22 protein-coding genes are annotated in these 25,137 nt (G+C 65.2%); 9 read left to right on the top strand and 13 right to left on the bottom strand.

Annotated features, from left to right (window positions below):
- The first annotated feature begins 24 nt into the window (after positions 1-24).
- The 4 genes from mnmG (at position 25) to ACVW1B_RS35320 (ending at position 4,625) form a co-directional block, all read left to right on the top strand.
- Positions 25-1,908, top strand: coding sequence for a tRNA uridine-5-carboxymethylaminomethyl(34) synthesis enzyme MnmG (mnmG, locus tag ACVW1B_RS35305; protein WP_253605709.1), 1,884 nt, complete (start codon positions 25-27; stop codon positions 1,906-1,908).
- Between the two features lie 133 nt (positions 1,909-2,041).
- Positions 2,042-2,707 carry a 16S rRNA (guanine(527)-N(7))-methyltransferase RsmG gene (rsmG, locus tag ACVW1B_RS35310; protein ID WP_253605707.1) on the top strand — a complete coding sequence of 222 codons (666 nt, stop codon included), beginning with the start codon at positions 2,042-2,044 and terminating at the stop codon, positions 2,705-2,707.
- A 31-nt stretch (positions 2,708-2,738) separates the two neighbouring features.
- Positions 2,739-3,590: a ParA family protein gene (locus ACVW1B_RS35315; RefSeq protein ID WP_028335813.1), complete on the top strand. Its 852-nt coding sequence runs from the start codon at positions 2,739-2,741 to the stop codon at positions 3,588-3,590.
- Between the two features lie 144 nt (positions 3,591-3,734).
- Positions 3,735-4,625, top strand: a complete 891-nt coding sequence (locus ACVW1B_RS35320) for a ParB/RepB/Spo0J family partition protein (protein WP_057020329.1) — start codon at positions 3,735-3,737, stop codon at positions 4,623-4,625.
- Positions 4,626-4,732: 107 nt separating this feature from the next.
- On the opposite strand, the gene holA is transcribed toward ACVW1B_RS35320, so the two are convergent.
- The 4 genes from holA to ACVW1B_RS35340 form a co-directional block, all read right to left on the bottom strand.
- The gene (gene holA, locus ACVW1B_RS35325) at positions 4,733-5,764 is read right to left on the bottom strand and encodes a DNA polymerase III subunit delta (protein WP_172646191.1); all 1,032 of its coding nucleotides are present in this window, start codon (positions 5,762-5,764) and stop codon (positions 4,733-4,735) included.
- Between the two features lie 115 nt (positions 5,765-5,879).
- Positions 5,880-6,437 (bottom strand): LPS assembly lipoprotein LptE, encoded by a 558-nt coding sequence (gene lptE, locus ACVW1B_RS35330; RefSeq protein ID WP_253605705.1) that lies wholly within the window; start codon positions 6,435-6,437, stop codon positions 5,880-5,882.
- The gene (gene leuS, locus ACVW1B_RS35335) at positions 6,424-9,060 is read right to left on the bottom strand and encodes a leucine--tRNA ligase (RefSeq protein WP_253605703.1); all 2,637 of its coding nucleotides are present in this window, start codon (positions 9,058-9,060) and stop codon (positions 6,424-6,426) included. Before leuS ends, lptE begins: the two co-directional genes overlap by 14 nt.
- A 350-nt stretch (positions 9,061-9,410) precedes the next feature.
- On the bottom strand, positions 9,411-11,102 hold the full coding sequence (locus ACVW1B_RS35340) for a sensor domain-containing diguanylate cyclase (protein WP_253605701.1): 1,692 nt from the start codon (positions 11,100-11,102) through the stop codon (positions 9,411-9,413).
- A 109-nt stretch (positions 11,103-11,211) separates the two neighbouring features.
- On the opposite strand from ACVW1B_RS35340, the gene ACVW1B_RS35345 reads away from it, so the two are divergent.
- Positions 11,212-11,916, top strand: coding sequence for a YggS family pyridoxal phosphate-dependent enzyme (locus ACVW1B_RS35345; protein WP_253605691.1), 705 nt, complete (start codon positions 11,212-11,214; stop codon positions 11,914-11,916).
- Positions 11,917-12,252: 336 nt separating this feature from the next.
- Here the strand turns inward: ACVW1B_RS35345 and ACVW1B_RS35350 are convergent, their stop codons facing one another.
- Positions 12,253-13,038, bottom strand: coding sequence for a 2-keto-4-pentenoate hydratase (locus tag ACVW1B_RS35350; RefSeq protein ID WP_253605689.1), 786 nt, complete (start codon positions 13,036-13,038; stop codon positions 12,253-12,255).
- Between the two features lie 103 nt (positions 13,039-13,141).
- Positions 13,142-13,681 carry a L,D-transpeptidase family protein gene (locus ACVW1B_RS35355; RefSeq protein WP_253605687.1) on the bottom strand — a complete coding sequence of 180 codons (540 nt, stop codon included), beginning with the start codon at positions 13,679-13,681 and terminating at the stop codon, positions 13,142-13,144.
- 241 nt (positions 13,682-13,922) lie between these two features.
- On the opposite strand from ACVW1B_RS35355, the gene ACVW1B_RS35360 reads away from it, so the two are divergent.
- Complete coding sequence (locus tag ACVW1B_RS35360) at positions 13,923-14,609, top strand: response regulator transcription factor (RefSeq protein WP_016841446.1); 687 nt, start codon at positions 13,923-13,925, stop codon at positions 14,607-14,609.
- A 57-nt stretch (positions 14,610-14,666) separates the two neighbouring features.
- Complete coding sequence (locus ACVW1B_RS35365; protein ID WP_076833662.1) at positions 14,667-15,107, top strand: cyclic nucleotide-binding domain-containing protein; 441 nt, start codon at positions 14,667-14,669, stop codon at positions 15,105-15,107.
- A 145-nt stretch (positions 15,108-15,252) separates the two neighbouring features.
- Here the strand turns inward: ACVW1B_RS35365 and ACVW1B_RS35370 are convergent, their stop codons facing one another.
- The 4 genes from ACVW1B_RS35370 to ACVW1B_RS35385 form a co-directional block, all read right to left on the bottom strand.
- A complete protein-coding gene (locus ACVW1B_RS35370; RefSeq protein WP_253605685.1) occupies positions 15,253-16,068 on the bottom strand; it encodes an exodeoxyribonuclease III in 816 nt (271 codons plus the stop codon).
- Between the two features lie 247 nt (positions 16,069-16,315).
- Positions 16,316-17,134: an outer membrane lipoprotein carrier protein LolA gene (locus tag ACVW1B_RS35375; protein ID WP_028335823.1), complete on the bottom strand. Its 819-nt coding sequence runs from the start codon at positions 17,132-17,134 to the stop codon at positions 16,316-16,318.
- Between the two features lie 100 nt (positions 17,135-17,234).
- Positions 17,235-19,715 carry a DNA translocase FtsK gene (locus ACVW1B_RS35380; protein ID WP_253605683.1) on the bottom strand — a complete coding sequence of 827 codons (2,481 nt, stop codon included), beginning with the start codon at positions 19,713-19,715 and terminating at the stop codon, positions 17,235-17,237.
- Positions 19,716-19,731: 16 nt separating this feature from the next.
- Entirely contained in the window at positions 19,732-20,958 is a 1,227-nt protein-coding gene (locus ACVW1B_RS35385; RefSeq protein ID WP_253605681.1) for an aminotransferase class I/II-fold pyridoxal phosphate-dependent enzyme, read from the bottom strand.
- Between the two features lie 130 nt (positions 20,959-21,088).
- On the opposite strand from ACVW1B_RS35385, the gene ACVW1B_RS35390 reads away from it, so the two are divergent.
- A complete protein-coding gene (locus tag ACVW1B_RS35390; RefSeq protein ID WP_253605679.1) occupies positions 21,089-21,604 on the top strand; it encodes an NUDIX domain-containing protein in 516 nt (171 codons plus the stop codon).
- A 164-nt stretch (positions 21,605-21,768) separates the two neighbouring features.
- Here ACVW1B_RS35390 and ACVW1B_RS35395 read toward each other — a convergent pair whose 3' ends face one another.
- The 3 genes from ACVW1B_RS35395 to ACVW1B_RS35405 all read right to left on the bottom strand — a co-directional run bounded on the left by ACVW1B_RS35395 (position 21,769) and on the right by ACVW1B_RS35405 (position 24,231).
- Positions 21,769-22,173 (bottom strand): GFA family protein, encoded by a 405-nt coding sequence (locus ACVW1B_RS35395; RefSeq protein WP_253605677.1) that lies wholly within the window; start codon positions 22,171-22,173, stop codon positions 21,769-21,771.
- A gap of 230 nt (positions 22,174-22,403) precedes the next feature.
- The gene (locus ACVW1B_RS35400) at positions 22,404-23,852 is read right to left on the bottom strand and encodes an ammonium transporter (protein ID WP_057020316.1); all 1,449 of its coding nucleotides are present in this window, start codon (positions 23,850-23,852) and stop codon (positions 22,404-22,406) included.
- Between the two features lie 40 nt (positions 23,853-23,892).
- Complete coding sequence (locus ACVW1B_RS35405) at positions 23,893-24,231, bottom strand: P-II family nitrogen regulator (RefSeq protein WP_024583097.1); 339 nt, start codon at positions 24,229-24,231, stop codon at positions 23,893-23,895.
- A gap of 660 nt (positions 24,232-24,891) precedes the next feature.
- Between ACVW1B_RS35405 and ACVW1B_RS35410 the strand changes: the two genes are divergently transcribed.
- Positions 24,892-25,137, top strand: a complete 246-nt coding sequence (locus ACVW1B_RS35410; protein ID WP_057020315.1) for an acyl carrier protein — start codon at positions 24,892-24,894, stop codon at positions 25,135-25,137.

A 25,137-nucleotide genomic window follows, 5' to 3' on the forward strand; every position in this document is an offset into this window, starting at 1 on the left:
TGACTCCACGATAGAAGTCCCGGCATGACTTCCAGGGCAGACTCATTTGACGTCATCGTCATCGGCGGCGGCCATGCCGGCTGCGAGGCCGCGAGCGCTTCTGCCCGGATGGGCGCAAAGACCGCCTTGGTGACCCATCGTTTCGCGACGATCGGCGCGATGTCGTGCAATCCCGCCATCGGCGGGCTCGGCAAGGGCCATCTGGTCCGCGAAGTCGATGCCTTGGACGGTTTGATGGGCCGGGTGGCCGACGCCGGCGGCATCCAGTTTCGCATGCTGAATCGTCGGAAAGGTCCAGCGGTTCGTGGCCCCCGGGCGCAGGCCGACCGCAAGCTCTATGCGGCCGCGATGCAGGCCGCGATCACCGAGACCGCGAACCTCAGCGTCATCGAAGGCGAGGCGGATGAACTGGTCGTCGTCGATGGCCGCGTGACCGGCATTTGCCTGGGCGATGGCCGTCGGCTGTCGGCGGGGGCGGTTGTCATCACGACCGGCACCTTCCTGCGTGGTCTGATCCATCTCGGGGAAAAGAATTGGCCGGCGGGCCGGGTCGGTGAGGCGCCGGCCATGGGCCTGTCTGCTTCCTTCGAACGGGCAGGGTTTGTGCTCGGCCGGCTCAAGACCGGGACGCCGCCGCGCCTCGACGGCACCACGATCGACTGGTCCGCGGTCGAAATGCAGCCCGGAGACGAGCCTCCGGAGCCGTTTTCGGTCATGACTGACCGGATTACGACCCCGCAGATCCAGTGCGGCATCACCCGGACCACGCCGACGACCCATGAGGTGATCCGCGCCAATGTGCATCGCTCGCCGATGTATTCCGGCCAGATCAAGAGCTCCGGACCGCGCTATTGCCCCTCGATCGAGGACAAGATCGTCCGCTTCGGCGACCGCGACGGCCATCAGATCTTCCTGGAGCCGGAAGGGCTCGACGACACCACGGTCTACCCGAACGGCATCTCGACCTCGCTGCCGGAAGAGGTCCAGCTTGCGATCCTCGCCAGCATCCCCGGCCTCGAGCGGGTGACGATGGTCCGGCCGGGCTATGCGATCGAATACGACCACGTCGATCCGCGCGAGCTCGATCCGACGCTGCAGACCAAGCGTCTGCGCGGGCTTTTCCTGGCCGGCCAGATCAATGGCACTACGGGCTATGAGGAGGCGGCGGGGCAGGGCGTTGTCGCCGGGCTCAATGCCGCGCTCGCGGCCGGCGATGCCGATCCGATCGTGTTCGACCGCGCCGACGGCTATCTCGGGGTGATGATCGACGATCTCGTGACCCGCGGGATCACCGAGCCGTATCGCATGTTCACCTCGCGCGCCGAATATCGGCTGACCTTGCGTGCCGACAACGCCGACCAGCGCCTGACCGACAAGGGCATTGCACTCGGATGCGTCGGAACGGCGCGGGCCGAGCGCCATCGGACCAAGATGGCGGCGCTGGAGGCGGCCAAGCGGCTGGCGAAGTCGCTCGCGATCACACCGAATGAGGCCGCCAAGCACGGGCTTGCCCTCAATCGTGACGGCAATCGCCGCTCCGCCTTCGAGCTTCTGGCTTATCCGGAGATCGAATGGCCCGTGGTCCGGGCGATCTGGCCGGAGCTGTCGGCCATTGACCCTGCAATCGCGGTGCATCTCGAGATCGATGCCAAATACGATGTCTATCTGAAGCGCCAGACCGCCGATGTTGATGCTTTCCGGCGTGACGAGGGTCTGGTTCTGACCGACGTCGACTATACCGATGTCCCCGGTCTCTCGAACGAAGCGCGCGCCAAGTTGCAGAAGGCGCAGCCGCGGACGGTCGGCCAGGCCGGCCGGATCGACGGCATGACGCCGGCGGCGCTCGGTATTCTGGCGGCCTATCTCCGGCGGGAAGCGCGGCGGAAGACTGCGAAGGCATCCGCCTAGCGTTTCACGTGAAACGGCAGGCCCCGGTCATTGCGAGGAGCGGAAGCGACGAAGCAATCCATCGCTTTCCCAGATGGCACTATGGATTGCTTCGCTTCGCTCGCAATGACGAGCCCGACCGGCATTCCAGAGAATGGCTTCAATTTCGCAATCCGCCGAACTCAGTGTCTCCGCCAAGGACAAGGCCGCGGCGCTCGCGCTGACGCCTGTTTCACGTGAAACAGAGGCGCGGCTCGACCGCTACATCGCCCTCCTCCTCACGTGGCAGGCCAAGACCAATCTCGTCGCGCCATCGACGCTGCCGACCCTCTGGACCCGCCACGTCTCCGATTCGCTGCAGCTCCTGAGTCTGATGCCGACGGCGAAGTCGTGGGTCGATCTCGGCAGCGGCGGCGGCTTCCCCGGTGTCGTGCTCGCCTGCGCGCTGGCCGAGACTCCGGGCGCGTCGATTCATTTGGTTGAGCGAATCGCCAAGAAGGCGGCATTCTTGCGCGAGGCGATACGGGTGACGGAGTCCCCGGGGGCGGTGCATCTGGCTGATATCGGGGATACTGTGGATAGAATCCCGGGGCCCATCGATTGCGTCACCGCGCGGGCGCTGGCTCCGTTACATCAACTCATCGGCTTTGCGGAGCCGTGGGTCAAAAAGGGCGCCAAGGCGCTGTTTTTGAAGGGTCAAGATGTAGAGGCCGAATTGACCGAGGCCACTAAATATTGGATTATTGAGCCAAAGCTACACTCCAGCCGGACCGGCGGACAGGGCTGGATCGTCGAACTCGGGTCAATCGAGCGGCGCTAGGGGACTCCGCGAGAGCAAATGGTATTTTGGTATGACTGTGATGGACGAGGTTTATCAAGAGGATAAGGCGTCCCAGCCGCCTGGCCATCCGCGCATCCTGTCGCTCGCCAACCAAAAGGGCGGCGTCGGCAAGACCACCACAGCGATCAATCTTGGGACCGCACTCGCTGCGATTGGCGAGCGCGTCCTGATCGTCGATCTCGATCCGCAGGGCAACGCCTCGACCGGCCTCGGCATCGATCGCCGCAACCGCAGCTGCTCGACCTACGACGTCCTGATCGGCGAAGCGCCGCTGCGCGATGCCGTGGTCGCGACCGCGGTGCCGCGGCTGCACATCGCGGCTTCCACCATGGACCTCTCCGGCCTCGAGCTCGAGCTCGGCACCACGCCGGGCCGCGCGTTCCGGCTGCGCGATGCGATCGCAGGATTGAACAACAATGTCTCGCCGGAAGCCGACTACACCTACGTGCTGATCGACTGCCCGCCCTCGCTCAATTTGCTCACGGTGAATGCGATGGCGGCGTCGGACGCGATCCTGGTGCCGCTGCAATGCGAGTTCTTTGCGCTCGAAGGTCTGTCGCAGTTGCTGCAGACCGTGGAGCAGGTGCGCTCGACGCTCAATCCGAACCTGTCGATCCACGGCATCGTGCTGACCATGTTCGACTCGCGCAACAACCTCTCCAACCAGGTGGTTGCCGACGTGCGCCAGTTCATGGGCGACAAGGTCTACGACACCATGATCCCGCGCAACGTGCGCATCTCGGAAGCACCCTCCTACGGCAAGCCGGTCCTGGTCTACGATCTCAAATGCGCCGGCAGCGATGCGTATCTCAAGCTCGCCACCGAGGTGATCCAGCGCGAGCGCGAGCTGCGCACGCATTGACGTTGCGTAGGATGGGTAGAGCGAAGCGAAACCCATCACTCTCATTGCGAGCCGCGATGGGTTTCGCTTCGCTCTACCCATCCTACGTTTCTTTTGAAATTCAAGTCTGGAGTACTGCGTGTGAATCCAAGGGAGCTCGCAACAATGGCCGATGAAGCGCGTTCGCGACTGGGGCGCGGGCTGGCAAGCCTGATCGGAGATGTCGGCGGCGAGGCGGCCGCGCATGTCGAGCGGCCGCGCAACCAGCGCAAGGTGCCGATCGAATTCCTCAAGGCCAACCCGCGTAACCCGCGGCGCACCTTCGCCGACACCGAGCTCGGCGAGCTTGCCGATTCGATCAGGCAGCGCGGCGTGATCCAGCCGATCGTGGTGCGTGCGATCAAGGGCGCGCAGGACCGCTACGAGATCATCGCCGGCGAGCGCCGCTGGCGCGCCTCGCAACTCGCCGGCCTGCACGAAGTGCCGATCGTGCCGGTCGAGGTCTCTGATTCCGACGCGCTCGAGATCATGATCATCGAGAACGTCCAGCGCGAAGACCTCAATGCGATGGAAGAGGCGCAGGGCTATCACGCGCTCGCCGACGAGTTCAAACGCAGCCAGGAAGACATCGCCAAGATCGTCGGCAAGAGCCGCAGCCATGTCGCCAACATGATGCGGCTGACCAAGCTGCCCGTCGAGGTGCAGGCGCTGATCTCGAAAGGCGATCTCTCCGCCGGCCACGCCCGCGCGCTGATCGGCGTGCCGGATCCGCTCGCTGCAGCGAAGCGCATCGTCGCCGAGGGTCTCAACGTTCGCCAGGCCGAGGCGCTGGCGCATGAGGAGGGCGTGCCGGAGCGCAAGCCGCAGAAGGCGCGCAGTGGCAGCGCGGCCAAGGTCGACAAGGATGCCGACACGCTGGCGCTCGAGAAGCGCGTCAGCGATGCGCTCGGCCTTGCCGTCACCGTCAGCCATCGCGATCCCGGCGGCACCGTCCAGATCAGCTACCGCAACCTCGAGCAGCTCGACGAAGTGGTGCGGCGACTCGAGGGCGGCTAGCGGTTTCGTCATTCCGGGGCGCGCGTCAGCGCGAACCCGGAATCTCTTTTTCAACATCTCTGGATTCCGGGTTCATGCTTCGCATGCCCCGGAATGACTTCTTCAATTTACCCCCGCCGCTTCGCATTCGCCGCGATCGAGAGCAGCGCGCGCTGCGCGATCACGGCGGCGAGCGAGGCCTGCTTGCGCATGTCGAGTGCCGCGGTGGCGAGCTGATCGATCACGTTCACCAGCCGCGGCGGCGTGAAATTGCGCAGCGCGATCTCGACCGCGGGTTTGCGCGAGAAGTGCAGCCGCGGGAATCCGCCTTCGAGCACGGCTGACGCCGGCGTGCCGTCCGCGATCGCGAGCGCTGATTTGTGCAGCCATGCCGCCTGGCGCTGCGCGGCCGAGATGATCACGCCGGGATAGGTGCCGGCGACCATTGCCTTGGTGAACTCGCTCTCGACCAGCGCGGCGTTGCCGGCGAAGGCGCCGTCGACGATCGGATCGAGCTTCAGCTCGGAGGCGTCGGACACCACGGTCATGACGTCCTCGAGCGTGATCTCGCCCTTGCCGTGCGCGAATAGCGCCAGCTTGCGCAGCTCGTTGCGCGAGGCCATGCGGTCGCCGCCGAGCAGCGACATCAGCACCGCGCGCGCATCCTGCGCGAGCCGCAGATTCGATACGCGCAGCTCGTCCTCGATCAGCTTGGTCAGATCGCGCTCGGTGTCGGGATAGCAGCCGATCGCCACTGCATTCTTGGCGCGCTCGCAGATCTTGCGCAGCGGCGATTCCGGCCTGAGCTCGCCGGCCTCGATCACGATGCGGCAATCCCTGAGCGCCGTGGTCTCGGTCAGCGTCTCGACGCCGCTTGAGAAGTTGCGCGAGCCGGCGCGGACGCGGATGGCGCGGCGGCCGCCGAACAGCGGCACCGTCATGGCCTCGTCGACCAGCCGCGATGGTTCGGCGGCGAGCTCGTCGCCATCGAGCCGCACCAGCGAGAATGGATCGTTGGGATCGTCGACCGCGGAGGCCATCAGCGCGTCGGCGCGCTCGCGCACCAGCCCGAGGTCCGGGCCGTACAGCAGGATGATCGGACGGCCGGCGTCAGGCCGGGCGAGGAAGCTGTCGATCTCTTTTCCGCGAAGCGCGACCATCTCGCCTTAAACTGTCATTCCGGGGCGCCTCGTCAGAGGCGAACCCGGAATCTCGATCCATCATCTCCAGATTCCGGGTTCGCGCCGGTGGCGCGCCCCGGAATGACCTCCCGCCTCAGGTTCCGGTGGAGAAGAAGGAGGCGAGCCGGGTCTGGATGTTGTCGGCGATCTCCTGCGCGGCGCGGTCTTCGGCGTCGCGGAAGGCGCGGGCGCGGGCGAAGCGCTGGTAGGAGCCGGGCATGTCGTAGGACACGCGCGAGAACGTGGTGCCGGTCATGACAGACTTGTTCGACGCGATCTCGATCAGGTTGAACTGGGCGTCGATGCCGTAGTTCTCGCTGGTCGGCAGCGCGGTGGCCGGATCGATCATCAGCGAGGAGCGGCTGGTGTTGAACCGCAGCACCAGCCGATGCGTCGGCGGTGCGCCGGTGGCGGTGCCGTAGAGCTTGAAGGCGAGGGCGTTGCGGACCTCGACGCCGACCCGGGCCTCGCGCGAGGCGTTCGGCTTGTCGACCGGCGGAACCTCGACGCCCAGCAGCTTTTCGCGCAGGGCGGACGACTGGCCGTCGAGGGTGCGCTCGGCATACATCGGCTGGAAGCATCCGGCCGTCAGCGCGGCCAAGGAGGCCACGGCCACGAGCCGGGCGGCGATCCTGATCCTAGCCGACAACATTGACGATCCTCATGGGCACCACGATCACCTTGCGGACGGGTTTGCCGCCCAAGGCGGCTTTTACCGCATCGAGCGCCAAAACGGCAGCCTCTATATCCGCATTTTGGGCCGCCCGTGGCACGGTAACATCACCTCGTTTTTTACCGTTGACCTGGACGACCAGGGTCACGCTGTCTTCAACCAGCAAATCGCGCTCGATTTGCGGCCAATCGGCCTCGGAAACCAGCCCGGTCTGGCCCAGAACCACCCAGCACTCCTCGGCCAGATGCGGCATCATCGGCGAAAACAGCTGCACCAGGATGGTCGCCGCCTCCTTGACGGCCCAAGAAACATCTGGAGCAAGGTCCGGCGCCGGCTTGTCGCCTTTCGCCAGCACCTCGGACAGCGCATTGGCGAACTCGCGGATATGGGCGAGACACACGTTGAAATGCAGCCGCTCGATGCCGGACGACACCTTGTCGAGCGCGCCATGGGCCGCCTTGCGCAACGCCAATGCGTCGGGCCCGAACGTCGCCGGCCGGGCCGCCGGCGCCGTCCTGGCGATCTCGGCCGATTCGTTCACCAGCCGCCACAGCCGCTGCACGAAGCGCGAGGCGCCCTGCACGCGCTCGTCGCTCCAGATCACGTCGCGGTCCGGCGGCGAGTCCGACAGCATGAACCAGCGGGCGACGTCGGCGCCATAGCTCGCGATGATGTCGTCGGGGTCGACGGTGTTCTTCTTCGACTTCGACATCTTCTCGATCGGGCCGATCGCGACGTCCTCGCCGGTCGCCAGCAGCACCGCGCGGCGGCCATTGCCGCCAACCTCGATCTTCACTTCGGCCGGCGTGACCCAGCTGCCGTCGGCCTTCTGGTAGGTCTCGTGCACCACCATGCCCTGGGTGAACATGCCGGCGAACGGCTCGCTCATGTCGACGTGGCCGGTCGCCTTCATCGCGCGGGTGAAGAAGCGGCTGTAGAGCAGATGCAGGATCGCGTGCTCGACGCCGCCGATATACTGGTCGACCGGCATCATCCGGTTGGCGACCGCGGGCGTGGTCGGCGCGGTCTCGTTCCACGGGTCGGTGAAGCGCGCGAAATACCAGGACGAGTCCACGAAGGTGTCCATCGTGTCGGTCTCGCGCACCGCCTTGCCGCCACACTTCGGGCAGCTGACGTGCTTCCAGGTCGGATGATGGTCGAGCGCGTTGCCCGGCTTGTCGAAGCTGACATCCTCCGGCAGCGTCACCGGCAACTGGTCGTCGGGCACCGGCACCACGTCGCAGGTCGGGCAGTGGATCACCGGGATCGGGCAGCCCCAGTAGCGCTGGCGTGAAATGCCCCAGTCGCGCAGCCGGAAATTCACCTGCCGTTCGCCGACCGGCGCATTGCCGCGCAGCTCAGCCTCGAGGCGCTTGGCGACCTCTTCCTTGGCCGCGTCGATCGTCATGCCGTCGAGGAAGCGCGAATTGATCATGCGGCCGTCGCCGTCATAGGCGACGTCGGTGATGACGAACGTCTTCGGGTCCTGGCCCTCGGGGCAGACCACCGGCACATTGCCGAGATTGTACTTGTTGACGAAGTCGAGGTCGCGCTGGTCGTGCGCCGGGCAGCCGAAGATCGCGCCGGTGCCGTATTCCATCAGCACGAAGTTCGCGACATAGACCGGCAGCTTCCAGTTCGGATCGAACGGATGCACCGCCTTGATACCGGTGTCGAAACCCTGCTTCTCGGCGGTGTCGATGATCGACTGTGCGGTGCCGATCTTCTTGATGTCGGTGATGAACTCGGCGAGCTTCGGGTTCTTCGCGGCGGCGGCTACCGCCAGCGGATGATCCGCCGAGATCGCCATGAACTTGGCGCCGAACAGCGTGTCCGGCCGCGTGGTGAAGATCTTCAGCTCGCTCTCGCCGGCCGGCGTGGTCGCCGCATCGAGCGCGAAGCGGATCAACAGGCCCTCGGAGCGGCCGATCCAGTTGCGCTGCATCAGCCGCACCTTGTCGGGCCAGCGGTCGAGACCATCCAGCGCTTCCAGGAGCTCCTGCGAGTACTTCGTGATCTTGAAGACCCACTGGCTCATCTCGCGCTGCTCGACGACGGCGCCCGAGCGCCAGCCGCGGCCGTCGATCACCTGCTCGTTGGCGAGCACGGTCATGTCGACCGGATCCCAGTTCAGCTTGCGCTTCTCGCGCTCGGCGAGGCCGGCGCGCAGCATGTCCAAAAACATCTTCTGCTGATGCTTGTAGTAGCTGGGGTCGCAGGTCGCGAACTCGCGCGACCAGTCGAGCGACAGCCCGATCGACCGCAGCTGTTTCTTCATCGCGGCGATGTTGTCGTAGGTCCAGGCCTTCGGCGCCACCTTGCGCTCGATCGCGGCATTCTCCGCCGGCAGGCCGAACGCGTCCCAGCCCATCGGGTGCAGCACGTTGTAGCCCCTGGCGCGCATGAAGCGGGCCAGCACGTCGCCGAGCGTGTAGTTGCGGACATGGCCGATATGGATGCGCCCCGACGGATAGGGGAACATCTCGAGCACGTAGTATTTCGGCCGCGGATCGTCGTTCTTGGAGGCGAAGATCGCCTTTTCGTCCCACAGGCGCTGCCAGCGGGGCTCGGATTCACGGGCGTTATAGCGTTCGGCGGTCATGAAATCGCAGGGATTTTGGGTGGCTCTGGGTGATTTTCGGGCCCCGTCCGGGGACGGCGGACTAGGCCACAAAAGCGCCTGCGCGGTCAACGGCTTGGGCCTCCAAACGTCCCATCCCCTCGCGCAGCCGCCCTGCCGCTGTCGCAGGGGCGCCGTCTGCAGCCTTCTCGACGTCCTGGCGAAGGCCTGGACCACAGAGCTTTGTCGAGGAAGGGATCGTGGCCCCAGCTTCGCGCAATAATAAACGGTGGGGGTAATGGGTCCTGGCCTTCGCCAGGACGACGCTGAATATGCGGCGTCGCCGATGGTCATGGTTCCGCGCTCATGGCGCGGCTCGATCACGCACGATCTCAACTCGCCAGCGCCATCCCGGCTTCGTCCAGCGTCTGCAGGAACCCGTGCTCGATCACGGCATTCCTGCCGCGGCGCTTGGCGGCGTAGAGGGCGGCATCCGCAGCTTCGATCAGGTCGCCGGGGCGCTGGGTCTCGTTCGGCCTGGTCGTCGCGACGCCGACGCTGACGGTGACGACGCAATGGCTCGAGGATGCATGCGGCACGGCGAGGCCAAGCACGGCGGTGCGCACCGTCTCGCCGATCGCGAGCGCATGCGCGGCGTCGGTGTTCGGCAGCAAGAGGCAGAATTCCTCGCCGCCATAGCGGCCGGCGAAGCCCATGGCGTCGGCGGCGATCCCGGACAGCGCTTCGCCGATTCGGGTCAGGCAGGCATCGCCTTCGGGATGGCCGTAGGTGTCGTTGTAGAGCTTGAAGTGATCGACATCGATCATCATCAGCGACAGCTCGCATTCATATTGCTGCGCCCGCATCCATTCGAAGTCGAGCCGGCTCTGGAAGCCGCGGCGGTTGGCGAGGCCGGACAGCGCGTCGATCGAGGCCATCACGGTGAGACGATCGTTGGAGGCGACGAGCTCGCGCTCGCGCTGGCTGAGCTGCGCCGCCATGGCGTTGAAGGCGCGCGCCAGCGGCACGAATTCCGCCGGCAGCTTGTGCTTGGCGACGCGCGCCGACCAGTCGCCCTCGCCGAACCGCCGCGCCATGCCGGTCATCAGCTCGATCGGATGGATGACGAGCCGCTCGGCGCCGACCAGCGCACCCAACAAGACGAACAGGCAGACAAAGCCGAGCTGCAGATAGGCAGTTCGGATCTCGCGGTTGATCGCCGCCGTCACCTTGGCCTCGTCCATGCTCACGATCAGCCGGGACTGCGTGCCGGCGATGCGCGCGAAGCTCAGCGTGCGCTGTGCGCCGTCGGACGCCGTGAACGACACCGAGCCGGACGGCTCGTCATAGCTCAGCGCCTTCTCGGCGATCGCGGCCATCAGCGGGATGGTGTCGAGCGAGCGGCCGATCAGGCTCGCATGATCGGCGGGCGCGGCGATCACGACGCCGGTAGAGTCGACCAGCACGGCCGACATGCCGGGCTGGCCGCCGAGATTGGCCATGATCTGCGACAGCCAGTCGATATTGATGCCGGCGACCACCACGGCATCCTGCTCCGGATTGATCGCGGCGACCGGATAGGCGGCCATCATCATCGGGCGGCCGTTGGTCCTGCCGCGCAGATAGTCGCTGAACACGAAGCCGCGGTTGTCCTGCGCCTTCTTGAAATATTCGCGGTCGCCGACATTGAGGCCGACCTGGACGTTGAGGGTCGAGCATTGCACCAGCCCGTCCCTGGAGACGAACATGATGCTGCGGATCCAGGGCAGTACCGTCGGCAGGCTGGCGCGCAGCACCTCGCAGCTCTGCGCGATGCCGCCGGAGGCGCGGATATAGGCGGCGGATTTCAGCATGGTCTCGACCGAGGAGACCACCTCGCGCTGGGTTTCCGCGGCATGCGCGGTGAGGCTGGCATAGCCGGCCGCGGCCTGCGCGATCTGCTTGCTGCGGGAATCCTCCAGCGTGCGGACGCGGTCCAGCATCAGGGGCGCGACCAGCATCAGCGCAAGCAAGGCCAGCCGGGCACGAATTCCCAGAACCTTCTTGAGCCTGACCCGGTTGCGGTTGAAAGTGACGCCCGACATTCTATTCCCTTGCCCGTGCGCAAGTTAGAATGCAGGGCTTCAAAAAGCCTTTCCCGAATTTGGTAAAATTCGAGCCAACCCCCCGCACCTGTCAGAGAACGGCACAAGCATGACGCAAAGCCCGACCACGCCGTTACCGGCCGATTCACCACATGGCCTAGCCGCCGTCGAACGCGAGATCGCGCATGCCTGCAAGGAAGCGCGGCGCGACCGCGCGTCGGTGACCTTGATCGCGGTGTCGAAGACGTTCGCGGCCGACGCAATTTTGCCGATTATTGGCGCCGGACAGCGCGTATTTGGCGAAAATCGCGTCCAGGAGGCCAAGGGCAAGTGGCCGGCGCTAACCCAGGCTCATCCGGGATTGCAGCTGCATCTGATCGGACCGTTGCAGTCGAACAAGGCCAAGGAGGCCGTCGCGCTGTTCGATGCGATCCATTCGGTCGATCGCGCCAGCATTTGCGAAGCGTTAGCCAAGGAAATCAAAAATCAAGGCAAGCACCCGGAACTGTTCGTCCAGATCAATACCGGCGAGGAGCCGCAGAAGGCCGGCGTCGCGCCGCAGGACGCAGATACCTTCATCGCGGCATGCCGTGACACCTACGGCCTGCAGATATCAGGACTGATGTGCATCCCGCCGGTCGACCAGGCGCCGGCGCCGCACTTCGCGCTCTGCGCCAAGATCGCCGCGCGCAACGGGCTGACGAATCTCTCGATGGGCATGAGCGCGGATTTCGCGGTGGCGATCCAGATGGGGGCGACCCACGTGCGGGTGGGCTCGGCGATCTTCGGGACGCGGACGGTGCCGCATAACTAGTGTCGTCCTGGCGAAAGCCAGGACCCATACTCCGCGGCCATTGCATGGGACACGCGGCCAGATCGGCGGACAACAATTCACTTCGGTGGTTATGGGTCCCTGCTTTCGCACTAGGGCATTTACACATCTCTTCGAGGCTAGAAAACCGACTCATCATCAAGGGGTTAGCTACTAGGCGAGAGCCGAAATCGGCGGGCGCAACCCTAGTGCAGATGAGTAAGTTCTCTGCGGTTTTCGGCCAACTCTTTGAGAAGACTCCGGAAAGACTGCGGAGGATATGTATATACGCTAGTGCTTTCGCAGGGACGACAGCGGTGTGTGTGGCGCGTGCGCGGCCTACACGAACCGCACCGACACTTTTCCGATCGCGCCGAAATCGGCGGCGAATTCATCGCCGGCGGTGATCGGCAGCGGCGGGTGGCAGGTACCGGTGGTGACGACCTCGCCTGCCCGCAAGGTCAACCCGAGTGCGGAGAGTTCGTTGGCGCACCAGGCGAGCGCTGCGCGGGGATCGCCGAGCACGTTCTTGCCATGGCCGATATAGCGCTCGCCGCGCAGCGTGATGACCGGGCGGTCCTCGACCAGGTCGATCGCGCGCCAGTCAGCTGTCGTTGCGGGTCCGAGCACGAACAGATGCGCGCAGGCGTTGTCGGCGATCAGCTGCGCTTCGCCGGCGGAGGCGAAATCGGCGAAACGCGAATCCGGAATCTCGATCGCCGGATGCAGCGTGCCGACGGCCTCCAACACCTCCTGCACGCTGTAAGGCGTCGTGCGCGGCGCGAGATCGCGCGCCATGCGGAAGGCGTATTCCGGCTCGCCGACGCGCATCTCGTTGCCCTGCATCGACGCGGTGCCGCCATCCGGTATCACCGTCTCGGCAAGGATGCGCCCGGCGAGCGGTCCGGCGACATTGATGTGCTTCTGGCCGGCCGCGCTGGTCGCCGCGATCTTCCAGCCGAACAGTTTTTCGCGCGACTTCTTTTCCAGCCCGGCCTGCACCGCATAGCCCTCGGCGCGATCGCGCGGCCGAATTGCGCCATCGAGCGCGCCGAGTTTTGTTCCCGCGTGCCAGTGATCGTGCAGGACTTTTGCGGCGGCCGCGATTTTTTCGTTGTCGAGCATGCTTTTTCACTCCCGCGGGAATTATTTTCTGTTGTGTGCAATCTCAGCACAAACGCGTCGCGCCTGTCGCGTGGGAAAACCGATGCTGAGCTACTCCACCACCCTACCCAATAACGATCCGGGTTTGCGGCGACATCCGCCGCAACAGCCGCAGCATCGAGGCCTTTGTCATCGAGACGCAGCCCGCGGTCGGCGAAAAGTTCGGCCGCGCCAGATGCAGGAATACGGCGCTGCCGCGGCCGGCGACGCGCGGTGCGGCGTTGTGGTCGATCTCGATAATGAAGTCGTAGAGATGGTCCTCGCGAGTCAGGCGGTCGCCGCCTTGCATCCGATCGAGCCGGATCGGCTGGTTGTAGTGACGGTCGGCGGGGTCCTCGCACCAGGCGTCCTCGCGGCGGATCGGCCGGGTCGGCAGGAAAGTCGCCGGACGCTGGTGCCGGTCGGCGCGCCACCAGAGCTGGCGCGGATGGAAGACGCCGCGCGGCGTGCCGCCGTCGCCCTCGCGCTTGTTGGCGAGGATTCCGCCGCGCCCGAGCGCCACCGGCACGGTCCAGCCGTCGGCCGACAGCCAGCCCCGGCGCGGGTCGCCGGCGGCTGCTCGGACCTCGATGATGGAGAGCGGGCGATCACGTTTGGCTGTCATATAAGTGATTGAAATAGCTGACCTTCCCCTAAGAATCGTTCCAAACTGAGCTTGCCTTGGAGGTTCAGAACATCCTATCTCCCGGCATTACAGGACATTCACGTCCTGCCCCGCCGGATTTGAGGTAGACTGCGTTGCCTTGTGAATCGGTAACAATCGCCTACCTGAACACATATCTAGCCGATGTTACGGCCATAAGCGTCCTCTGCTTCTGACCGCCCGCCCCCGAAGGATTGTACCTATGGCCAATGCCCGCAAGATCTTGATCGTGGATGACGATACCGATCTGCGCGATACGCTGGTCGAGCAGCTGTCGCTGCACGAGGAATTCGAAGCCTCCGCAGTCGACACCGGCGCCAAGGGCGCCACTGCCGCCAAAGCCAATTCCCCCGATCTGGTCCTGATGGACGTCGGCCTGCCCGACACCGACGGCCGCGAAGTGGTCCGCTCGCTCCGCAAGGGCGGCTTCAAGGCTCCGATCATCATGCTGACCGGCCACGACACCGATTCCGATACGATCCTGGGGCTCGAATCCGGCGCCAACGACTATGTGGCGAAGCCGTTTCGGTTCGCGGTGCTGCTGGCCCGGATCCGGGCGCAGCTCCGCCAGCACGAGGCCAGCGAGGACGCGGTGTTCTCGGTCGGTCCGTACTCGTTCCGGCCCGGCTCGAAGATGCTGACCGGCGCCAATGCCAGGAAGGTGCGGCTGACCGAGAAGGAAACCGCGATCCTCCGCTTCCTCTACCGCGCCGGCCAGATGCCGGTGTCGCGCGAGACGCTGCTCCAGGAAGTTTGGGGCTACAATTCCGGTGTCACCACCCACACGCTGGAAACCCACATCTACCGCCTCCGCCAGAAGATCGAGAAGGACGCCGCCAACCCGGAAATCCTGGTGACGGAAGCCGGTGGCTACAAGCTGGTGCCGTGATACGCTTTGCGCTCAACGATTCGTGAAATCGAGGCGCACCGCGGTTACCGGACCTGAATGTCGATCGATGATGACGTAGCCCTGCTCGAGCGGGTCCCGACAATGCGTCTGTTGGGCGAAAGCTCCTTGCGCATGCTGGCGATCGGCTCCGAGCAACGTGATTTCAACGCAGGCGACGTGCTGTTCAAGGCCGGCGACGCCGCGGACGCCGGCTATGTCGTGCAGCGCGGCACCTTCCGCGTCGAGGAAGGCGGCGCCGAGATCATCGCCGGTCCCGGCGCGCTGATCGGCGAGCTCGCATTGATCGTCGCGATGAAGCGGCCATCGACCGCCACCGCGCTGGAGCGCGGCTCGGTGATCCGAGTCGCGCGCAGCCTGTTCCAGCGCGTGCTGGAAAGCGATCCCGCCGCGGCCCTTCGGCTGCGCGACGAGCTCGCGCTGCGCACCAGCCAGCTCGCAAGCGATATCCTGATGGCGGGCGGGAAGCTGAGCACGTAGTGCCTCGTCGTCCCGGACAAGCGAGCATCGCGAGCGCGATCCGGGACCCATACGCCGCGGCCCATCTTTGGGCACGCGGGTCGACGGCTTTGCCAATTTCAGGACCCTGTGGTTATGGGTCCCTGCTTTCGCAGGGACGACAACTCTAGACCTCCATCACCGCCGTCACCGGCGCGTGGTCCGACGGGCGCTCCCAGCTGCGGGCGTCGCGGGTGATCTTGAAATCGCTGACCTGATCCTTCAGCGCGCGCGAGACCCAGATGTGATCGAGCCGTCGGCCGCGATCGCCGACGGTCCAGTCCGCCGCGCGGTAGCTCCACCAGGTGTAGACCTTTTCCGACATCGGGATCCGCTCGCGCGCGATGTCGAACCATTCGCCATGCGCCTGCGCGGCGAGCAGCTTCTCGGTCTCGACCGGCGTGTGCGAGACCACCTTGAGCAGCTGCTTGTGCGACCACACGTCGTTCTCATGCGGCGCGACGTTGAGGTCGCCGACCAGGATGTGACGGTCGTCGCCGCGCGGATGCAGCGGCTCGCAGGCCTTCATCTCGTCGAGGAATTGCAGCTTGTGCTCGAATTTCGGATTGAGCGCGGGATCGGGAATGTCGCCGCCGGCCGGCACGTAGAAATTATGCAGCACCAGTGGCTTTGACAGCTGCGCCTTCTCGCCGAAGGACACCGAGATGTGTCGTGAATCGATCTTGTCGCAGAACGTCCTGATGTCGGTCGTCTCGAACGGCAGGCGCGAGACGATGGCGACGCCGTGATAGCCCTTCTGTCCGTTCAGCGCGACGTGCTCATAGCCGAGCCGCTTGAAGCGCTTGAGCGGAAACGCATCGTCGATGCATTTGGTCTCTTGCAGGCACAGCACATCCGGCCGCGCGCTCTTGATGAACTTGGCGACGGTGTCGATGCGCAGGCGCACCGAGTTGATATTCCAGGTGGTGACGGAGAACCGCATGAGAGGTGCGTCTTAGCACGGTTCTCGGTGCGGATTTCAATTGTCCACAGGGAGGCTCCCACCTCGCCCCGCTTGCGGGGAGAGGTGGATCGCATGGAGCGAAGCGCAATGTGATCCGGGTGAGGGGGACTCACCGCGTACTCGCGTCTTTCGGATTCCTGGAGGCAGCCCCTCACCCCAACCCTCCAAGAGCGAGCTTCGCTCGTCTCGACCCCGCAAGAGCGGGGCGAGGGAGAAGGAAAGGCGGTCAGCCCGGCGAGGTGCCGGGATAGGTCGTGAAGTCGATCTTGAACAGCGCCGGATCGGGCTTCTGCGTCGCGTCGAGATTGTAGACCGCAACTGTCGTGTCGTAGCCCTGCGGGTCGGTAACGGTCCACTGCTTGAGCTTGCCGTCCTTGGCGCCGATCATCAGCAGGAAGCGGCTGGTGCCGACCAGCGCCTGCTTTTCCTCGATCGTGATGCTGACGAACACGTCGTCGGCGGTGACGCTGATGACGTTGGTGTCCTTCATCAGGTCGATGCGGTCCGACAGCAGATAGCGCAGCGGGGTCTGCGACAGCGGATAGACGTCCTGGGTGGCGAGCCTGCGGTCGCGCACCGCGACCGAGGAGCCGTCGGCGATCACCTCGATCGGGCTCGGATCGTCATATTCGAAGCGCAGCTTGCCGGGCTTCTGGATGTAGAAATCGCCCTTGGTCTTGGTGCCGTCGGGGCCGACCTGGACGAAATTTCCGACCAGCGTTTGCAGCGACGAGAGATAGGCCGAGACCTTGGCGGCCTGCGCCTTCTGGTTGGCGTCGAAGGTCTGGAAGATGTTGGCGGGCACGTTGCGGCGCGGATCGGGAATCACCGGGTTCGGCGGTGCCTGGGTGGCGCCCGTCGTGGTCGGGCCCTTGTCCGCATTGGTCTGCGCGCCGGCGTCCTTCTTTGGCGCAGCCTTGGATCCGGCGTTGGGTGCGGGCTTCGGGGGCGGCGCATTCTGCGCAGTCGCAGCGCCGGCGATCGCGGCGGTGACGAGAAGAGCCAGCGCGGTGCGCGTGCCGCGGTCAATGAGGTGTTTTGCCATCAGATATGTCAGGTCTCTGTTCGACGCTCGTCCCGCTGCGCCGGATTTTATCCCGCCTCTTCCGAGGGAGATATGGTTTTTCCGTGATGATCGCCCCCGATCAGAACTGGCCTTCTTCCTCCCCGACCAGGATTTCGCGCTTTCCGGCGTGATTCGCCGGGCCGACGATGCCCTCAAGTTCCATCCGCTCCATCAGCGAGGCCGCGCGGTTATAGCCGATCTGCAGCCGGCGCTGGATGTAGGAGGTCGACGCCTTGCGGTCGCGCTTGACGATCGCAACCGCCTGCGTGAACAGATCGCCGCCGCCGTCGCCGCCCATGCCGGTGGCATCGAACACGGCGCCGTCCTCGTCGGTCGGCTCTTCCGCGGTGACGGCTTCGAGATATTCCGGTGCGCCTTGCGTCTTGAGGTGACGCACGACCTTCTCGACTTCCTCGTCCGAGGCGAACGGGCCGTGCACGCGGCTGATGCGGCCGCCGCCCGCCATGTAGAGCATGTCGCCCTGGCCGAGCAGCTGCTCGGCGCCCATCTCGCCAAGGATGGTGCGGCTGTCGATCTTCGACGTCACCTGAAAGGCGATCCGGGTCGGGAAGTTCGCCTTGATCGTGCCGGTGATGACATCGACCGACGGACGCTGCGTGGCGAGGATGACATGCAGGCCGGCGGCGCGCGCCATCTGCGCGAGGCGCTGCACCGCGCCTTCGATGTCCTTGCCGGCGACCATCATCAGGTCGGCCATCTCGTCGACGATGATGACGATGTAGGGCAGCGGCTCGAGGTCGAGCTTCTCTTCCTCGTAGATCGCCTTGCCGCTCTCCTTGTCGAAGCCGGTGTGGACGGTGCGCGTCAGCTCTTCGCCCTTGGCCTTGGCTTCGACGAGGCGCGCATTGTAGCCGTCGATGTTGCGCACGCCGAGCTTGGCCATCCGCTTGTAGCGCTCTTCCATCTCGCGCACGGCCCATTTCAGCGCCACCACCGCCTTCTTCGGATCGGTGACGACGGGCGTCAACAGATGCGGGATGCCGTCATAGACGGAGAGTTCGAGCATCTTCGGATCCACCATGATCAGGCGGCATTGATCCGGCCGCAGCCGGTAGACCAGGCTCAGGATCATGGTGTTGATCGCGACCGATTTGCCGGAGCCGGTAGTGCCGGCGATCAGCATATGCGGCGTGCGCGCCAGATCGATGATGACGGGGTCGCCGCCGATCGTCTTGCCGAGGCACAGCGGCAGCTTCGCAACCGAATCGACGCTTTCCTTGGCGACCAGAAGCTCGCGCAGATAGACCTTCTCGCGATGCGCGTTGGGCAGCTCGATGCCGATCGCGTTACGGCCGGCGACGACCGCGACGCGGGCCGACAGCGCGCTCATCGAGCGCGCGATGTCGTCGGACAACCCGATCACGCGCGACGACTTGATGCCGGGCGCCGGCTCGAGCTCGTACAGCGTGACCACCGGGCCGGGATTGGCCTTGACGATCTCGCCGCGCACGCCGAAGTCCTGCAGCACGCCCTCGAGCGAGCGCGAATTGGCTTCGAGCTCGGCCTTGCTCAGCGGCTGTCGATCGCTGGCCTTCGGCGCACTGAGCACGGAGACCGAGGGCAGCTCGAACTTGTCGGAATTCTTCTTCTTCGGCTTCGGCTCGGCCTTCTTGCGCGGGGCGCGGGCGGCGGGAGCTTCGTCCTCCTCGTCCTCCTCTTCCTCATCGTCGTCGAAAGCTTCAGCTTCGTCCTCATCATGGTCTTCATGCGCGGGCGCGATCGAGGGCGCCGAGCGGCCGCCGCCGATATTCGGCTCCTGGCGCTCGAACGCGGCGCTGCGGCCCTGGGCTCCGCTCGAGACCAGCGATTTGTAGGCGGTGGTCAGCAGCCAGCCGAGCCGCGCTTTCGCGCTCATCAGCGCATGGAACAGCCAGCCCAGCGAGACCGAGCTGCGGTCGTTGTCTTCGTCCTCGACGAACGGCTCGTCATCGTCGGAGATCGGCGTCAGCTCGTCGTCCTGCTCCTTGGCGCCCCAGCCGCAGGCGAACAGGAAGCTTGCCGCCATCGCGACGAACAGGATCAGGCCGAGCACGACGCGATAGATGAAGCCGGGCGGGCCGAACACGACGGCCGGTGCACGCAGCAGCGCGTCGCCGACCACGCCGCCGAGCCCGGTCGGCAGCGGCCACGCAGTGTTGTGCGGCCAGCAGCTGGCGAAGCCTGCCGCGATCACGGTGCACAGGATCCAGCAGCCGAGCCGCAACGCCTCGCGGTCGAATGGGCGATGCGTCAGCATCCGCCAGCCCCATACCGCGACCGGCAGCACCAGCATGATCGCGCCGAGGCCGAGAATCTGCATCAGGAGGTCGGCGCCGATCGCGCCGGGATAGCCGAGCACGTTGCGGATCGCGCGCGAGGTGGCGTGGCTCAGCGACGGATCCTGCACCGACCAGGTCATCAGCGCCGCCGTGATGGCGCCGGACAGCGCGATCAGGCCGAGCCCGGTGAGTTCGCGCAGCCGTCGCGCCAGCGCCTCGCGGAGCGAGAGCGGCAGATGGCCGACCAGGGGGATGACACGTTCGATCGCTGGCATACTCAATCTTCGCGCTTCGCGATTAACCCAGGGTTTCGACCAGGCGATGCATCGCCTCGGCCGTCGATTCACTGTCGGAGACGAGCGCGAGGCGGATATAGCCCGCGCCCGGATTGGAACCGTCGGTCTGCTGGCGCGCCAGATAGCTGCCGGGAATCACGCGCACGCCGGCGTCGCGATAGAGCCTGACCGCCGCAGCCTCGTCGCCGCCGCGCTCGGAGACGTCGAGCCAGACGCAGAAGCCGCCGGCGGGACGCTTGTAGCCGTAGCGGTTGCCGAGGATCTGGTCGGCGAAATCGAACTTGATGCGATAGAGCCGGCGGTTCTCCTCGACATGCGCCTCGTCGCTATAGGCGGCGACCGCGACATGCTGCAGCGGCACCGGCACCTGCGGTGCGGCGACATTGCGCAGCTCGTGGAATGCGGCCAGAAACTTTCTATCGCCCGCGGCGAAGCCGACGCGCATGCCCGGCAGGTTCGAGCGCTTCGACAGCGACTGGAACGCCACGACATTGCTGAAGTCGGGACCGGCGCATTCCAGAATGCTGCCCGGCGCCTCGCGGGTGTAGATCTCCGAATAGCACTCGTCGCTCAGGATGATGAAGCCGAAGCGATCGGCGAGTTCCTTCAGTCGCGTGAAATAGGCGCGCGAGGCGACCGAGCCCTGCGGATTGGCGGGCGAGGCGATGAAGAACGCGACGGTGCGCGCCAGCGTCGCCTCGTCGATCGAATCAAGGTCGGGCAGGAAGCCGTTGCCGAGCGTCGTCGGCAGGTAGATCTGCTCGCAGCCGGCCGCGCGGGCGCCGGCGCCATAGGCCGGATAGAACGGGTTCGGCATCAGGATCGCCGGCCGGCCCTTGCGCGGCGCGACGTAGCGCGAGGCTGATATCGCGGCAAAGAACAGCCCCTCGCGGCTGCCGTTCAGCACCATCACTTCGCTCTCCGGATCGACCGGCCGCGGCAACTGGAACCGGCTTCCCAGCCAGGTCGCGACGGCGCGGCGGAACGGTTCGATGCCCTTGGCGATCGGGTATCGGCCGAACTCGGCGGTATGTTTTGCCAGCACCGGCCCGACGAAATCGGGCACCGGGTGCTGCGGCTCGCCTAATGACAACGTAATCAAGGGCTTGGCGGGCTGATACGGCGCCAGCAGCTCGGTCGTACGCAGGAAAGGGGAACGCTCGGCCTGGCCGGCGGATGCGACATCGCCGGCGCCCTGCGCCAAGCCGGATGAGGCGGTCATTGCCATGATTGAAATGCCAGCACTTTCACTGCGGTCGGAGGGTAGGGGCGCCGACCGTAAACCGATCAAATCACCATAGATAGGGCGAGGTTAAGACGCGATTAACCATCGGCGGCGCGGCACGATCGGCCGACGCGTGATATCAGCGCAGATCCCAAGGCACCGCATCGAAATTGCTCCGAGACATGATCCACCGCCGCGCCGTCCGGGCGCTCATCATCACCGGCGAGCGCGAAGTCCTGCTGATGCGGATTCGCAGGGCGGCGACTGCTTCTGGATCGCGCCGGGCGGCGGCGTCGAGGGCGACGAGACGGCTGAAGCGACGCTGCAGCGGGAACTGGCCGAGGAGTTGGGGCTGATCGATTTCGAGCCCGGGCCCGCCGTCTGGCGGCGGCACCACACCTTCAACTGGGGCGGCAGGCGGATTTCCCAGAAAGAGGAATACCGGATCGTTCACGCGGATCGCTTCACTCCCGTGATGGCCGACGAGGCCGAGGCAAAGGTGCTCGATTGCTTCCGCTGGTGGCCGATCGCCGACCTATCCGGTGCGAGCGAGCGCCTCACGCCGCTGTCGCTTGCAGACATTCTCGAATGCTATTTGCGCGACGGTGCACCGAGCGAGCTGCCGGATGAGGAAGTTTTGATCAACTGACGCGGCTCGATGGCGTGACCCACAACTTGTCATGCCCGGGCTTGACCCGGGCATCCATCGACTAGGCCAGAATCTTGCGAAGCGGGATGGATGGCCGGGGCAAGCCCGGCCATGACGATTCGAATTTGCCGGTCCATCCGGGCTACGCGCGCGATGGGTGACCTCTACCGCGCCGGCAGCTTCTCGAACGACGGCTTGCCTTCGGGCAGGTGGTGGAAGGTCTGCTTGTCGCAGGTGTAGATCGTCATCTGCGGGGCGAACACCGAGGGGTCGTCGAAGGTGCCGACCTTCAGGATGGTGGCGGGCAGGCCCGGCACCTTGGTCACGAGATGCGTGCCGCACTCCGGGCAGAACTCCCGCGTCACGGCGCGGTCGAGATCCTTGCGGGTGAACTGCTTGGGCTCGCTGGCGGTGTATTTGAAGCCGGTGGTCGGCATTGCCATGAACATGTTCGGTCCGCCGCCCGTGATGTACTGGCATTCCCGGCACAGGCACTGCGCCGCCATCATCGGCTCGCCCTCGGCCTCATAGCGCACATTGCCGCAATAGCATCTGCCCTGCACCTTCATGACGTCCTCCCGTTTTCGTTGTTTGTGGCCTGTCATTCCACAATGGCAGGCAATTCCGACAATATTTTCTCAAGCCGCGGAAAAAAGAAAGGGGCCCCAGCTTGCGCTGGAGCCCCTCAACGGTCCGGACATTGCCGGGTATGTGCCCGAACCGTAGTTCTGGACCCGGCCCCGGAGGGAGCCAGAGTCCCGGGAGAACCCAAATTAACGGCCCTCAAGGGCCGTTAATTTTACATGTTGTAGGCGCGCTCCGTATGCTCGGTGATGTCGAGGCCTTCACGCTCGGTCTCGACGTTGGCGCGCAGGCCGACGATCACGTCGACGATCTTGTAGAGGATCGCCGAACCGATGCCCGACCACACCAGCGTGGTGCAGACGCCCCAAACCTGCGAGATCATCTGCGCCGCGAAGTCGTAATCGGCGACCTTCGGCGGGATCGCGGTGTAGTCGATGATGCCTGCACCGCCGAGCGCCGGGTTGACCAGGATGCCGGTGCCGAGCGCGCCGACGATGCCGCCGACGCAGTGGACGCCGAACACGTCGAGCGAGTCGTCATAGCCGAGCGCGTTCTTCACGACCGTGCAGAAGAACAGGCAGACCACGCCGACCACGAGGCCGAGCACGATGGCGCCCATCGGACCGGCATAGCCGGCCGCCGGGGTCACCGCGACGAGGCCCGCGACCGCGCCCGAGAGCGCGCCGAGCAGCGAGGGGTGGCCCTTGATGATCCATTCCGCGAACATCCAGGCCAGCGCCGCCGCGGCAGTGGCCACGAAGGAGTTGGTCATGGCGAGCGCCGCGCCGCCATTGGCTTCGAGGTTGGAGCCGGCGTTGAAACCGAACCAGCCGACCCAGAGCAGCGAGGCGCCGATCATGGTCATGGTCAGCGAGTGCGGAGCCATCAGCTCCTTGCCGTAGCCGGTCCGCTTGCCGATCAGCAGCGCGCCGACCAGGCCGGCGATACCCGCGTTGATGTGCACGACGGTACCGCCCGCGAAGTCGATCGCGCCCTTCTTGAAGATCCAGCCGGCATCGGCGTTGATCTCGTCGAGCTTGGCCTGCGCCGCGGTCTTGGCCGCGCCGTCAGCCGCGGCGGCGAGCGCCTTGGCGGCATCCTGGATCGCGTCCGGGCCCGGCCAGTACCAGACCATGTGCGCGATCGGGAAATAGATCAGCGTCACCCAGAGCGGGATGAACAGCGCGATCGCCGCGAACTTCATGCGTTCGGCGAAGGCGCCGACGATGAGGGCCGGCGTGATCGCCGCGAACGTCATCTGGAAGCACATATAGATGAGTTCCGAGATGTTGGCGTCGACCGAGAAGGTCGCCGCCTTCGAGTCCGGCGTGACGCCCATCAGGAAGGCCTTGGAGAAGCCACCGATGAAGTCGGAACCGCCGGTGAAAGCGAGGCTGTAGCCGTAGAGGGCCCAGAGCACGGTGACGAGGCAGACCGTGTAGAACACCTGCGCCAGCACCGAGAGCATGTTCTTGGAGCGGACCAGGCCGCCATAGAACAGCGCGAGGCCCGGGATGGTCATCAGCAGCACCAGCACCGTCGAGGTCAGCATCCAGGCGTTGTCGCCCTTGTTGACGGTCGGCTCGGCGTAGGCGGCGGTCGCGGCGAACAGGCCGACTGCAAGGGCCGCCAGTCCCGCGCCATAGGGACGCTTGAACGTCATGTTATTTCACTCCTGAGGTCTTTAAGGTTTGAGCGCGAAATCAGAGGGCCGCGGCATCGGCCTCGCCGGTGCGGATGCGCACGGCGTGTTCGAGGCTGATGACGAAGATCTTGCCGTCGCCGATCTGGCCGGTCTTGGCGGCGGAGGTGATGGCGTCGATGGTCTTGTCGACCTGATCGGAATTGACCGCGACCTCGATCTTGATCTTCGGCAGGAAGCTCACGGCATATTCGGCGCCGCGATAGATTTCCGTGTGGCCTTTCTGACGGCCGTAGCCTTTGACTTCCGTCACCGTGAGACCGTGAACGCCAATGGCGGTCAGGGCGTCACGGACCTCTTCGAGCTTGAATGGCTTAATGATCGCCATAACAATTTTCATGAGTCCTATCCCCGCTTGGGCCCGGTGCGAATCAACACCGGGAGTTTCGACTGAGGTTCACCACGCGGAGGACATCCACTACGCGGGCACAGCCTGGACCCTTAGAATCAAATGCCGTGCCAAACGGCCGGAGTTCGCTAATGGATTATGAATCCGGATCTTTTCCCGCTTTACGGGTGGGAGGTGCCCCTGCGCTATTCCGCCGCGCCTAAAATATGGTCAGGCCTGTCTAGAACGCAGGCACGGCTAACTCCGGACACAATTCTGCTCAGCCGCGGGGCAGCAGGCGGTATCCGGCGAAGGCTTCTGGGCCCGCCCCCGCGGTCCGCGAACGCCCTCTCGATCATTTCGCCGTTCGCGTCTGTCGGACGATCGCGCGATGGGAATTTGATGTTGGGTTTCATCGGCTTGTTTGGGTTCCCACCCGAAACGGGACCGGCGCGACGACAGTTGCGGGCAGCCTCGCCGCGTCGTTCTGTGCGAAGCGGACAAGGGCTCGCATCAGGTACGCCCGCCCGGACAGCAAATGCTGGACTTTTGCCGGCGCTCGTTACCGATCGTTAGCTGTCTGTAACATTGTCGTTCCGGCGTTAACGCCGCGGTTGCCGTCGTTGCGCTATTGCCGCCGCATAAGAACTTCAATGACAGGTGGGGCAACCAATGATTGATCGTATCCGCGCGCTGCTCGAGCAGCAGCCGATGATTTCGCTGGATTTCAACACAATCACCGACGACACGAATCTCTATGACGCAGGACTGACATCCTTCGCCACGGTGCAGGTGATGCTGGCGCTTGAGGAAGAGTTCAACATCGAATTTCCCGAGGCGATGCTCACGCGACGGACCTTCTCGTCGCTCGCCAACGTCGCGGACGCCGTTTCACGGCTGACACAGCGGGCGGCGTAA

It is taken from the genome of Bradyrhizobium sp. USDA 4502, assembly GCF_054063355.1.